This window comes from Corallococcus sp. M7 (assembly GCF_054512695.1).
The window spans coordinates 1,676,350-1,689,193 of sequence record NZ_CM137252.1 but is presented as its reverse complement, the minus strand read 5'-3'; the positions used below and the strand labels follow the sequence as shown (position 1 = coordinate 1,689,193).

Annotated in this window: 11 protein-coding genes and 1 pseudogene; 5 read left to right on the top strand and 7 right to left on the bottom strand. The window is 70.3% G+C overall.

Annotated elements, in window-relative coordinates; translation table 11 throughout:
• Positions 1–42: 42 nt before the first annotated feature.
• From ACX114_RS07010 to rimO, 4 genes are read left to right on the top strand one after another with little or no spacing between them, the layout of a single operon-like run.
• Positions 43–1,683, top strand: coding sequence for a ribonuclease J (locus ACX114_RS07010; protein ID WP_459295951.1), 1,641 nt, complete (start codon positions 43–45; stop codon positions 1,681–1,683).
• Positions 1,684–1,713: 30 nt separating this feature from the next.
• A complete protein-coding gene (locus tag ACX114_RS07005) occupies positions 1,714–2,211 on the top strand; it encodes a YajQ family cyclic di-GMP-binding protein (RefSeq protein ID WP_459295949.1) in 498 nt (165 codons plus the stop codon).
• 15 nt (positions 2,212–2,226) lie between these two features.
• Complete coding sequence (locus ACX114_RS07000; protein ID WP_459295947.1) at positions 2,227–3,342, top strand: hypothetical protein; 1,116 nt, start codon at positions 2,227–2,229, stop codon at positions 3,340–3,342.
• A gap of 33 nt (positions 3,343–3,375) precedes the next feature.
• Entirely contained in the window at positions 3,376–4,776 is a 1,401-nt protein-coding gene (gene rimO, locus ACX114_RS06995; protein ID WP_459300077.1) for a 30S ribosomal protein S12 methylthiotransferase RimO, read from the top strand.
• 183 nt (positions 4,777–4,959) lie between these two features.
• On the opposite strand, the gene ACX114_RS06990 is transcribed toward rimO, so the two are convergent.
• The 6 genes and pseudogenes from ACX114_RS06990 to rplU all read right to left on the bottom strand — a co-directional run bounded on the left by ACX114_RS06990 (position 4,960) and on the right by rplU (position 10,050).
• Positions 4,960–6,378, bottom strand: a complete 1,419-nt coding sequence (locus ACX114_RS06990; RefSeq protein ID WP_459295945.1) for a hypothetical protein — start codon at positions 6,376–6,378, stop codon at positions 4,960–4,962.
• A 15-nt stretch (positions 6,379–6,393) separates the two neighbouring features.
• Complete coding sequence (locus tag ACX114_RS06985; protein ID WP_459295943.1) at positions 6,394–7,197, bottom strand: LolA family protein; 804 nt, start codon at positions 7,195–7,197, stop codon at positions 6,394–6,396.
• Positions 7,198–7,278: 81 nt separating this feature from the next.
• Positions 7,279–7,962 (bottom strand): TrmH family RNA methyltransferase, encoded by a 684-nt coding sequence (locus tag ACX114_RS06980; RefSeq protein ID WP_120620842.1) that lies wholly within the window; start codon positions 7,960–7,962, stop codon positions 7,279–7,281.
• A gap of 13 nt (positions 7,963–7,975) precedes the next feature.
• Positions 7,976–9,289: pseudogene (gene obgE / locus ACX114_RS06975) on the bottom strand (GTPase ObgE); the annotation flags it as partial.
• Positions 9,290–9,419: 130 nt separating this feature from the next.
• Positions 9,420–9,695, bottom strand: coding sequence for a 50S ribosomal protein L27 (gene rpmA, locus ACX114_RS06970; protein ID WP_014394223.1), 276 nt, complete (start codon positions 9,693–9,695; stop codon positions 9,420–9,422).
• Positions 9,696–9,741: 46 nt separating this feature from the next.
• Complete coding sequence (rplU, locus tag ACX114_RS06965) at positions 9,742–10,050, bottom strand: 50S ribosomal protein L21 (RefSeq protein WP_014394222.1); 309 nt, start codon at positions 10,048–10,050, stop codon at positions 9,742–9,744.
• Between the two features lie 273 nt (positions 10,051–10,323).
• Between rplU and ACX114_RS06960 the strand changes: the two genes are divergently transcribed.
• The gene (locus tag ACX114_RS06960) at positions 10,324–10,704 is read left to right on the top strand and encodes a hypothetical protein (protein WP_459295940.1); all 381 of its coding nucleotides are present in this window, start codon (positions 10,324–10,326) and stop codon (positions 10,702–10,704) included.
• 30 nt (positions 10,705–10,734) lie between these two features.
• Here the strand turns inward: ACX114_RS06960 and ACX114_RS06955 are convergent, their stop codons facing one another.
• The gene (locus ACX114_RS06955; RefSeq protein WP_459295938.1) at positions 10,735–12,765 is read right to left on the bottom strand and encodes a serine/threonine-protein kinase; all 2,031 of its coding nucleotides are present in this window, start codon (positions 12,763–12,765) and stop codon (positions 10,735–10,737) included.
• Between the last annotated feature and the right edge of the window lie 79 nt (positions 12,766–12,844).

The following is a 12,844-nucleotide window of genomic DNA, read 5'->3' as shown; positions in this document are numbered from 1 at the left end:
TCCCACGCACGGGAGGGGCCGGGCCCTTACACTTCCGGGCACATGCTCCACGTCATCCCTCTGGGCGGCCTTGGCGAAATCGGCCTCAACGCCATGGTGCTCGCCTGTCGTGGGGAGATGCTGCTCATCGACGCCGGCCTGATGTTCCCCTCGTCGGGAATGCCCGGCGTGGACATCATCGTCCCGGACTTCACGCACCTGCAGCGCAACGCGGCCCAGTTGAAGGGCGTGCTCCTCACGCACGGGCACGAGGACCACATCGGCGCGCTCCCCTACCTGCTGGGCGACGTGCCCGTCCCCATCTACGGCACGCGCTTCACGCTCGCGCTCGCGCGTCAGCGCCTGGAGGAGCTGGGCGTGAAGGCGGACCTGCGCGAAATCGAGCCGCGCACGCCCTTCCCTGTGGGCAGCGTCTTCAGCGTGGAGGCCACGCGCGTGACGCACACCGTGCCGGACGCGGTGGGCTACATCGTGCGCTCGCCCGAAGGCACCGTCATCCACACCGGCGACTTCAAGCTGGACCCCGACCCCATCGACGGCCTCAAGACGGACCTGGAGCGCTGGGGCGAGGCGGGCGACGAAGGCGTGCTGTGCCTGCTGTCGGACTCCACCAACTCCGAGCACGTGGATGAGACCGGCAGCGAGCGCGTGGTGCAGACCACCTTCGAGCGCCTCTTCCACGAGACGAAGGGCCGCATCGTCGTGGCCCAGTTCTCCTCCAACCTCCACCGCATCCGGCACCTGCTGGACCTGTGCGAGCGCACCGGCCGGCTCGTCGCGCTCCAGGGCCGCAGCATGGTGCGCAACGTGGAGCTGGCGCGGGAGATGGGCTACCTGGACGTGCCCGACTCGCTCTTCGTGCACCTGGACAACGTGCCCAAGCTCGCGCCCCACCGCGTGGCCGTGATCACCACCGGCGCGCAGGGCGAACCGCGCGCGGGCCTCACCCAGCTGGCGAATGGCGACGGGCCCGTGCGCCTGGAGCCCGGCGACACCGTCATCGTCAGCGCCCGGCCCATCCCCGGCAACGAACGCTCCGTGGGCGCGCTGCTCGACCAGCTCCACTGGCGCGGCGCCCGCATCGTCTACGCGCAGGTGGAGCCCGGCGTGCACGTCTCCGGACACGCCAGCCGCCCCCAGCAGCGCCGCGTCCTGGAGTTGATCCGCCCCCGGAACTTCATCCCCGTGCATGGGGAAGTCCGGCACCTGCACCGACACCTGACCACCGCGCGCGAGGCCGGCATGGCGGCGGAGGGCCTGCTGCTGGCCCACGACGGGGACGTGGTGACGTTCGAGGAGGGGCGGGGCCGCTTCACTGGCAGCGTGCCTTCAGGGCGCCTCATGATGGAGCGCTCCGGGGACGGGGTGGTGACGCCGGAGACGCTGGTGGAGCGCAACCGGCTGGCGGAGACGGGGGTGGTGGCCGCGGCGGTGGTGCTCCGGCGCGACACCCAGGCGCTGGTGGCGGGGCCCCAGCTGTCCGGCCAGGGCCTCGGCCCGGACGAGCAGGGCGTGCTCTCCCGGGTGGCCCAGGACGCGCGGGCCTTCTTCGAGGAGCTCAACCCCCTGCTCCGAGGGGACGACGCCCTGGTGCGGGAGGAGCTCACGAAGGCGGTGAAGCGGGCCTTCAAGCAGCACACTTCCCGGCGCACCCTGGTGGTGCCCTTGGTCGTCCGGGTGTAGGTATGGTAAGGGCGCGAAAAGGTCCCCCCCATGCCCTCCTTCGACGTCGTCTCCAAAATCGATCTGGCAGAGCTCGACAACGCGGTCAATCAGACCCGCAAGGAGCTCAGCACCCGCTATGACTTCCAGGGCGTGAAGGCCGAAATCGAAGTCGCCCCGGACTCCTCCGCGCTCACGGTGAAGACCAACAGCGAGGAGAAGCTCCAGGCCGCCAAGGAGGTCCTGCTCAACAAGCTGGCCAAGCGCGGCATCAGCCTGCGGGTGCTGGAGTTCGGCGACATCGAGAAGACGGGCATGAGCAACGTGAAGCAGCCCATCAAGCTCCAGCAGGGCATCCCGGTGGAGAAGTCCAAGGAGCTGATCAAGCTGCTCAAGGAGTCCAAGCTGAAGGTGCAGGGCTCCATCCAGGCTGATCAGCTCCGCGTCACGGGCAAGAATCGCGACGACCTGCAGGAGGCCATCGCGCTGTTCCGCAAGGAGCAGGACAAGCTCAAGCTGGACATGCAGTTCACCAACTTCCGCGACTAGAGGCGCCCCTTCGCCATGCACGCCGCCCGTCTGGCCCCCCTGCCCCTCTGTCTGCTCCTCGCCACCGGCGCCTTCGCGCAGGACGCGGCGCCCCGGCCCAGCAAGCCGGTGCCCGTGCTCAAGAAGGCGCCCCGGCCGGAGAAGGGGCTCAAGGACTTCGGCTCGCCGCTGGTCCTCAAGCCGCTGTCCACCGAGGGGGCCACCGCGAACTTCTCCGCCCGGGTAGGCTGGCGCAAGGACACGCTCTTCGTGGGCGTGGAGGCCACGGACAACCAGCTGCTCGCGGGTGACGTCATCACCCTCACGCTCTATTTCCCGGACTCGGGGCCCACCGCCACGGGCTACACCTATCGCTTCGCCTTCGACGGCCAGCGCACCTCCGGGTCGGACAGCGGCACGCCCAAGTTCGCGCAGGGCCTGGTGAACGCCGCCGTGCACCGCCAGGGCGACACCCTGTCCGTGGTGGCGATGATTCCCGTGCGCGCCCTGCCCCGCTTCCCCGCGGTGGATCCGCTCGTCATGGACCTCTGCGTCACCTACGAGGACCAGGACCAGGTGGGCGCCAAGGTGGTGCCGGTGTCCAACTGCAAGGGCGGCACGATGCCGGAGGGAGAGGCGCTGCGCCTGCCGGACGAGGCGCGCAAGAACCTCAAGCTGAAGCCCCCCGCCAGTGTCACCGCCCTGGAGGCGGCCCCCACCGGCTGGCTGGGCTGGAGCCTGTTCAGCTACCCGGACTGGGCCCAGGGCGACGCCCCCCTCACGCCCGGCTCGCTGCGTGAGCTGGTGGCCCCCAACGCGGTGGACGCGAAGCAGATGGGCGTGAACCTGCCGGAGACGTTGAGCCTGCCGGACGGACGGCCGGTCGTTAGTGTCCTCACTGGGAAGAATCCCTATGCCGTCGAGGGTCAATGCGACTCTGACGACGAGCTCCGCATGGGGCTCTATGTGGTGTCGGGGAAGACAGCCCAGCGGGTGCTCGACTGGCCGGCCGCCACCTGTGCGCTGGGTCGCGCCACCTCGGTGGAGCTGGAAGAAGACGGGGCGCTGAACATCGGTTACTCGAACGGCGCCATCATCAACTTCGTTTGGAGTGCGGACCACTTCGAGCGGACGCAACTGGGAAAGCGGTAGACGCGCGTGGAAGAGACCAAGAGCCTGTACATGATGACCCTCGGCTGCCCGAAGAACCGGGTGGACTCCGAGGTGATGCTGGGCACGCTGCGCACGCGTGGCTATTCGCTCGTGCAGGAGGCCTCGGAGGCCGAGGTCATCGTGGTCAACACGTGCGCCTTCATCGGCCCTGCGAAGCAGGAGTCGGTGGACTCCATCCTGGAGATGGCGGAGCTGAAGAAGTCGGGCTCGTGCAAGACGCTCGTCGTCACCGGCTGCCTGTCCCAGCGCTACGGCCAGGAGCTGTCGCAGGAGATGCCGGAGGTGGACCACTTCCTGGGCACCAGCGCGTACGCCCAGATTGGTGACCTGCTGGCGGCCGAGGCCACGCCGCGCCAGGTGATTCCGGATCCGGACTACATCCACAACGCGGAGACGCCGCGCATCAACTCGATGCCGAAGTACACGGCGTACCTCAAGATTTCCGAGGGCTGTGACAACGCCTGCGCGTTCTGCATCATCCCCACGCTGCGCGGTGGCCAGCGCTCGCGCACGGTGCAGGACATCGTGGCGGAGGCGCGGAACCTGGCGGACAGCGGCGTGCAGGAGCTGAACCTCGTCGCGCAGGACCTGACGGCGTACGGGCATGACCTGCCCGGCAAGCCGAAGCTCCACGAGCTGCTCAAGGAGCTGGTGAAGGTGGACGTGAAGTGGATCCGCCTGCACTACGCCTACCCGCGCGTGTTCCCGGACGAGCTCATCGACGTCATCGCGACCGAGCCGAAGATCGCCAAGTACCTGGACATGCCGGTGCAGCACGCCAGCGACAAGCTGCTCCTGTCCATGAAGCGCGGCCGCAACTCGGAGTTCCTCAAGAAGCTGCTGGGCAAGCTGCGCGAGCGCGTGCCGAACCTGGTGATGCGCACCTCGCTCATCGTCGGCCTGCCGGGTGAGACGGAGGAGGACTTCGAGCTCCTGAAGGAGTTCGTGAAGGAGCAGCGCTTCCAGCGCCTGGGCGTGTTCCAGTACTCGGACGAGGAGAACACCGCCGCGTTCGACCTGCCGGACAAGGTCCCGGCGAAGACCATCGAGCGCCGCTGGCGCGAGGTGATGGCCATCCAGAAGCGCATCAACCGCGAGCAGAACAAGAAGCTCGTGGGCCAGAAGCTCACCGTGCTGGTGGAGGGCCCCAGCGAGGAGTCCGAGCACCTGCTGGTGGGCCGCCACGAGGGCCAGGCGCCGGAGATCGACGGGCAGGTCTACATCAACGACGGCCTGGCGTACCCGGGCGAGTTCGTCACCGTGGAGGTGACGGAGGCGCACGACTACGACCTCATCGCCCGCGTGGTGGAGCGCCCGGATCCGAAGCAGCGCGAGCACACCCCGCGCGAGGCCCATCCCGCGCCCGTGCCGCTGAAGGCGCTGGTGCGTCCGCCGGAGCCGCGGCCGGAGTAGTCCGTCACCGCGAAGTCCGTGCCCCGGGCCGCCCCGTCCTCCCCACCCGGAGGCGGTCGCGGGCCCGAGCCGTTCGTGGAGGCCGATGCGCCGGAGACCGGCCAGCGCGACAGGTCGACGCATCGGGCCTGGCGCGTGTGCCTCGACGGTTCGCGCTCGCGGGCCCGAGCCGTTCGTGGGGCCCTACCTCGGATCCTCGGGCTCCAGCTCGCGCTCCTCGACGGGCGGCGGCTGCGGGCCCGAGCCCTTCGTCGGCACCGCCACGCCCTCGCCCAGCGGCGTGGGCTGGCACTCGCAGACGGTGCGCCGCGACGCGGACTCCGTGACGAAGGCGCACGTGGTGGGGCACTCCGGCTGACGCCCCTCCTCCACCAGTGACACGGCGTAGCTCTTCGCGCCCTGGAGCGCCGCGTGACACGCGGGCAGGGTCTTCGCCAGCGAGGCCCACGGCAGCCGGTGCTGCGTGTTGGCTCCGCGCGTGGTGGTCGGGAAGCTCAGGCCCACCTGGCAACCGGTCTCCAGGCGTTGACCGTCCACGCCCTTGGGCTCCACGTAGAGGCGCACGCCCTCAGGCACGTCCCGGAACACCTCTCCGGAGAGGGCCACCGCGCCGTCGGGCTCCGCGCGCACGAAGATGCCGTAGCAGGCCTCCTCGCTGAACGCGCCACCTTCGCCCGCGCACTGCTGCCGGCCTCCGCCTTCGGGCGTGCGCACGTGGGGCCTGCGCAGCACCAGCGCCCCGCCCTGCGCGTCCACGGTGGCGGTGAAGCGGCCCCACACGTCCGGCCCCAGCCGGCCCAGGCTGCTCTGCGACGGCCAGCGCCCCGCGGCCTCCATCACCAGCGGCTTCACGCCCAGGCCGTCGGCCACCTCCACCGCGTCCACCACGAAGGTGCGCGGCGGCAGGCCCGCGGCCGTCTCCAGCGGCTGAAGCCCCAGCCCCAGAGCGGGGTCCACCGCCAGGCGGGAGAACGGCTCACGCGTGCCCAGCACGAAGGGGCCGGTGATGCTCGCCCCGCCCTGCGTCACCTGCACGGCCAGGAGCGGCCAGTCGCCCAGCGGCTCGCGGCTCAGCTCCACCACGTGCGACTCGCGCACGGCGTCCGTCCCGCGCAGCTCCGCGTCGTAGGCCTCCCGGGGGCGTGACGCGGTGAAGGTCACCTCGCGGCGCAGCGGATCCACCGTGAGGGCATAGGGGAACAGCACGTCCTGCCCCAGCGTCACCGAGCAGCCCGTCTCACCGGAGAGCAGCAGCGTGCGCAGGGGCGGCGATACCGGGCCCACCGTCACCGGCGGGGCCGGCACCTCCGGCCAGGAGCGATGGCCTCCGGAGGACTCCGGCACGCGCGCGGTCCCCGCGGCCACGGGCGGCGCGCCGTCGAAGCAGTTGGAGGACACGAGCGACAGCGGCCGCGTGACGTCCAGCACCACCGGCACGGCCCGGTTCCCCAGCCGCCCCGCCACCGTCAGCCGCAGCGAGGGCGACGACAGGAGGGGCAGCGTCTGCCCCGCCAGGCTCGTGGGACGTGAAGGGCCCGCGGGCGCGGCGGAGTGACACCCCGCGCCCAGCAGCACGCACCCCGCCAGCAGCACGCCGCGCATGGAGGGCGGGCCGTCCTACTGCGCCTTCTTGGTGAAGTCGTCCACGCGGGTGCCCTCGGGCGGGTTCAGCTTGAAGCTGTCCGCGGAGATGCCCACGTTCGTCTTCAGGTCCAGGAAGGCGATGGTGTTCTCACTGCCGTCCGGATCCACCACCGTGCTCTTGAGCACCTGCGCCGTCGAGGGGTCCACCTCCAGGCGCACCTGACGGAAGCGCGGCTCGTTCTTCAGCGGATCCAGCACCAGCAGCGTGCCCTTGCAGTCCTTGCAGTCGCCCTTGGTGATGGCGAACTCGTCCGCCAGCTTCCCCTGGCCGAAGAGGAACGTCACCGACGCGGACAGCTGGCTGGTGTCCATGGCCGCCACCGACAGCGTCTGCGCCTCCGGGTCGTGCATGTAGACCTTGTTGCCCGCGAGCACGAACGTCCGCTTGGACGGGTTCTCGTACTCCCAGCGCATCAGGCCCGGCTTCTTGTAGGTCACCGTGCCCGTGGACGTCTGCGTGCGGCGGAAGGCCTTGTACTTGTAGTCCTGCTTGAAGCCCGCCTTGAAGTCGCCCGTCTTCTCGTAGAAGGCCTGCATCCGGTCCACGAGCGTCTTCACCTCGGGCGCCATCGGCTTCGCAGCGGGCTTCGGGGCGCCGGCGGCCACGCTCGCGTCACCCTGCTTCGCGGAAGGGGGCATGGCGGCCGTGCCGGCATCCTTGGGAGCCGCGGGCTGCGGCGCGGCGGCGGGGGACCTGGCGGCGGCCGCGGGCTTCGGCGCGGGCGCGGTGGTGGGGGCCTGCGTGAGGAGCGTGAAGAGCAGGGATTCCAGCAACATGGCGTGCGCCTCCGGAGCGGGCACCCGAGGCGCCCGCAGGGTCCATCTACCGCATCCGGACGGCCCCCGGGGGGCCGGCATTCACCGCTGTGTGGCTTTGACCAGACGCTTCCGCTGCTTCACACCCAGCAGGTAGAAGCGCTCCCGCAGCTCCTGGGCCTCCGTGGGGGTCAGGTCCCCGGAGCCCCCCGCCAGGTGCTCATCCCGCCAGGCGACCGCCCGGGTGATGCTGGCGGACGCGGCGGCGGAGATGTTCAGGCTCTGGCTGAAGCCCTTCATGGGCACCCAGAAGGTGCCGTCCACGCCGGTGAGCACGTCGTCGCTCACGCCGTAGCGCTCGTTGCCGAACACCATGGCGAACTTCGTGTCGAAGCGCAGGCTGTAGAGGTTGGTGGCCCCCTCGCGCAGCGCCGACGCGTAGAGGCTGAAGCCCCGCCCCTTCAGGTGCTCGCGGCACTCCGCGAACGTCTTGTAGAGGTGCACGTCCAACCACTTGTCGCAGCCCTGGGCCACCCGCGAGTTGGGGATGAAGGGCGCTTCCGGGTTGATGACGACGTGCACCTCCTGCACGCCCATGGACTCGCAGGTGCGCAGCACCGCGGCCATGTTGAAGTTGTCCTCCAGCCGGTCGAGCACCACCACGAAGTTGCGCGTGCGCTGGCTGACGACGCGGTCGATCTTCTCCTTCCGCACGTCGAGCAGGAACTGCTCCGGCTCGACGACGTCGCGCTCGAACTTCTCGTAGCGGGGGCCTCCACCAGCCATCGGCTCAGCGCCTCCCGCCGGACTTCTTCGCCGGAGCCTTGCGGGCGGCCTTCTTCGCCGGGGCCTTCTTCACCGGCGCCTTGCGGGCGGCCTTCTTCGCCACCGGCTTGCGCGAGGTCTTCTTCGCGGCGGCCTTCCTCGCGGGAGCCTTCTTGGCCGGAGCCTTCTTGGCCGGCCCCTTGCGCGCCGCCTGCTTCGCGGCCTTCTTCGCCGGAGCCTTCTTCACGGCGGCCCTGGCACCCGCCTTCTTCGCCGGGGCCTTCTTCGCCGGAGCCTTGGAGGCGACCCTCTTCGTCGGCATCTCGACGTGGATCTTGTCGGTGCGGCCGGTGAAGAGCACCTCCGCCACCGCGTCCATCAGGGGCTGCATGCCCTCGCCCGTGGCGCAGGACACCGGGTACACGCGGATGCCCCGGCGGCGCAGCGCCTCCGTGAACGGCCCCAGGCGGTCGCGGCCCTCGGTCAGGTCCTGCTTGTTGGCGGCCACCACCTGCGGCTTGCTGGCCAGCTCCGCGCTGTACTTCTTCAACTCTGTGTTGAGGATGTTGAAGTCGTCCAGCGGCTTGCGGCCCTCGCCCTCGGCGCCCATGTCGATGAGGTGCACCAGCACCTTGCAGCGCTCCACGTGGCGCAGGAACTGGTGGCCCAGGCCCACGCCCTCGCTGGCGCCCTCGATGATGCCGGGGATGTCCGCCATGACGAAGGACAGGTTGTCCTTGTACTGGACCATGCCCAGGTTCGGCACCAGCGTGGTGAACGGGTAGTCCGCCACCTTCGGCCGCGCCCGGCTCACCCGCGAGATGAACGTGCTCTTGCCCGCGTTGGGGAAGCCCAGCAGGCCCACGTCCGCCAGCAGCTTCAGCTCCAGCCGCAGGGTGATCTCCTCACCCTTTCCGCCGTCCTGCGCGAAGCGCGGCGTCTGGCGCGTGGAGGTGGCGAAGTTCATGTTGCCAAGGCCACCCCGGCCGCCCTTGGCCGCCACGAACCGCTGGCCCGGGTCGCTCAGGTCCACCAGCAGCTCACCCGTCTGCTCGTTGCGGATCAGCGTGCCCACCGGCACCTGGAGGACCAGGTCCTCGGCGCCATGGCCGTTGCAGTCGCTGCCCATGCCGTGCTCGCCGCTCTTGGCCCGGTGGTGCTGCTGGTAGCGGTAGTCCAGGAGCGTGGTCAGCTGCGGGTTCGCCACGAACACCACGGAGCCGCCATTGCCGCCGTCCCCGCCGTTGGGGCCGCCGCGCTCGATGAACTTCTCACGCCGGAAGGCCACGGCGCCGTTCCCGCCGTCTCCCGCCTTCACGTAGATGCGTACTTCGTCGACGAACTTCATGGGGCGACTGCCCTCCTGGAAAAACACAAAGCGGGCCGTCCACGCATCCGCCCGTTCCCAACGGGAACGGAAAGGACCGGGAACGACCCGCTCGGTAAGCCGAAGCCCCGGGTTGCCCCGGAGCCACTGACTAGGCGCTCGCCTGCTCGGCGGCGGCCGGGTACACGGACACCTTCTTCTTGTCGCGGCCGAGGCGCTCGTACTTCACCACGCCGTCCACCGTCGAGAAGAGGGTGAAGTCGCGACCGAGCTTCACGTTCGTGCCCGGGTGGATGACCGTGCCGACCTGACGGACGAGGATGCTGCCCGCCGTGATGGTCTCACCGCCGTACACCTTCACGCCACGGTACTGCGGGTTGGAATCACGCCCGTTGCGCGAAGAACCCTGACCTTTTTTATGGGCCATGACACCTGCTCCTTGAAGTTCGTGTGGGGAATGCCCGGAAAGACGACTAGCCGGAGATCGAGGTGACCTTCACCTCGGTGTACGGCTGGCGGTGGCCACGGCGACGGGTCCAGCCTTCCTTCTCCTTCCGGAAGTGCAGGACGCGGCGGTGCTTGTCCTGCGCCAGCACCTTGCCCACGACCTTCGCGCCCGCCACCGTCGGCTGGCCCACCTTCGGGCTCTCGGAGCCGCCCAGCAGGAGGACCTCGGTGAACGAGACCTCGGCACCGATATCACCGGCGATCTTCTCGATCCGGACAACGTCGCCCTCGGCGACGCGGTACTGCTTTCCGCCCGTGCGAATGACTGCGTACATCGTCGAACCCCTGTCAGCTTCGGGTTGGTTCAACCCATGGAATCCAACGCGCATTTCGGACGGAAGACCGGCCGGCGCGCTAAAAGACGGCGGGACTTACGAGAATCCCGGGGGGGAGTCAAGGCAGTTGGCGGATCAACCCGCCCCCCAGCTCCCTATTTGCTTTTGAATAGAATTCCCGGAATAAAGTCGACTGGACCGCAACGGAGCGCTCGCTAGGATGCGCGCCGCTTGCTTTCCACCTGTACCTCATCCCTGAGGGGGAGAACCATCATGAAGAAGATCCTGTTCGGTCTGGCGGCCATGGCTTCGCTCACGCTCACCGCTTGCGGCGGCGGCGACTACTGCGATCGCAACGAGGACCTGGCCAAGGACCTGTCCGACAAGTTCGAGGAGTGTGGCTTCGACACCAGCGGCACCGATGACGAGATCACGGACGCCGAGCGCGACGCCTGTAAGGAGGCCCTCGAGGACTGCTCCGACGACGACAAGGACAAGCTGGACGCGACCCTCGACTGCATCGAGGACGTGAAGAGCTGCTCCGACAAGTCCACCACCGAGCAGCAGCGCATCCTGTCGGACATCCTGTCCTGCTCCGCCAAGGGCGGCTCCGTGAGCGCGGCCTGCGCGGCCTCCATCGGCGGCGGCGAGTAGTCGCACCTTCCGCGGCCCTTCGCCGTGGACTCAGGGCCCGGTTCCCTCTCCAGGGAATCGGGCTCTTTCATTTCGGGCCCCCGACAGGCGCGCGCCCAGCGCCCGGTCCACCACCCGGCGGCGCTGGTGGTACTCCCACTCCAGGGGGTCCAGCTCCAGGCCCCGCTCGTAGGACTCCAGCGCCCGCTGGAGCTGGCCGTCGCGCTCCAGCGCGTTGCCGGTGAGGAAGTGCACCCGCGCGGTGCCCACCGCCCGGGGCTGCTCGGCCAGGTACTCGCGGCGGAGGGCCTCCGCCTGGATCGCGGTGAGGCCCGCCTCCAGGCAGCGCGCCACGCCCCGGGCATTGCCCAGCCGGGCGTCGTAGCGGGCCCGGCGCAGCGGCATGCCCAGGGTGTCGCCCGCGTCCCTCACGCGGATCAGCATGGACTCCAGGCGCGAGCGCTGCCCGCGCGACAGGGGCCGCTGCCGCAGCGCGGACAGGGCGCCCCACAGCTCGCGCGCCCGCTCCCTGGCGGACTCCAGCTCCACGTCCGGTGAAAGCCCCAGCACCGCGTAGTGCGTGCCCTCCCCCGACAACTGTCCGCGCCACATCGCCAGGACGCGCTCGGCCTCGGCGTCGTCCGGGAGTTCCCGGGGCGCGGGGGGCGGAGAGGCGGTGGCGCCCGCCAGGTGTTGCTCCACGCGGGCCTTCAGCGCGGCGGACGGCGCGACGAACTGCACGCCGAAGCCCGGGCGCATGCTCCAGGCCTGGGCCTGCTCGGGGGAGACGTGGCGCACCACCTCGCACGTGACGGACAGCGGCCCGGTGGACAGCGGCAGCACCACCTGGACCTGGGCGAACAGCGGGGGCAGCTCCCCCGTCGCGTGCAGGAACACCCCGCCGCGCGACAGGTCCGACCCCGTGAAGGCACGAGGCTGCGCGCCCGGCTGGAGCACCACCTGCACGGGCAACGGGAGCGTCTTTCCCCCGGACGCGCCCGGCGGGGCCATCGGAGGGGTGCGCCGGGGCCCCGTGACGGGAGTCCCCAGAGAGGCCCCACCCTGCACGGGACGGGGACCGCCCACGGCCGCGCGCGGCGACGGAGGCCGCGTGGCGAGGGCCTGCTCCAACGCGGCCCGCAGGGCGAGCGCGTGGGGAAAGCGCTCCTCCGGCGTCTTCGCCAGCGCGCGCAGTACCACCGCCTCCAGCGCGGGCGGCACCGAAGGGCAGATGGAGCGCGGGGCCGGAGGCGTGCGCGTCTGGTGCGCCACGAGCTGGGCGGTGAGCCCCTCGTCGGGGAAGGGCAGCCGCCCGGTGAGCAGCTGGTAGGCGATGACGCCCACCGCGTAGAGGTCCGCGCGGCCATCCAGGCGCCGGCTCAGGGACTGCTCCGGGGCCATGTACTCCGGCGTGCCCACGATGATGCCCGCCACCGTCTCCGGCATGCTCGCGTCCACCAGCTTCGCGATGCCGAAGTCGAGCACCTTCACGAACGGCATCCCCCGCCCGCGCTTCACCAGGAAGATGTTGTCCGGCTTCAGGTCGCGGTGGACGATGCCCCGCGCGTGCGCCGCGTGCAGCGCGTCACACACCTGCATCAGCATGGGCACCACCGCCCCGGCGGACATGGGCGTCCCCACCCACGCCGACAGGGGCGCCCCCTCCAGGAACTCCATGATGAGGTACGGCCGGGGCGCGGTGGCGTTGAGGTCGAAGATGCTGACGATGTTCTCGTGCCCGATGAGGTTCACCGCCCGGGCCTCGGCGTGGAAGCGCTGCACCAGCTCCGGGTAGCGCGTCAGGTGTTCGTGGAGCACCTTCACCGCCACGCGGCTGCCAATGGACACGTGCTCGGCCAGGTAGACGGACCCCATGCCACCCCGGCCCACCCGGCGCACCAGCCGGAAGCTGCCCATCTGGGTCCCCACCAGCGGGTCCACCTCGTCCACGGCGGCCGGCGGCTCCACGGCCTTGCCCGCGCCGTCCCCGGCCTCCCGGACGAGCGTGTCGCACGACGTCCCCTCGCCATGTCCCCGCCCGCACGCAGTGCACGTGCGCTCGTTCCTCGCGACTTCGGCCATACCGCGCCCCCCTGGCCAATTCCCTGCCCAATCTGCACATCCCGGAAGCCCGGCATCCACTGCCGCCAAGGGTGGGTGT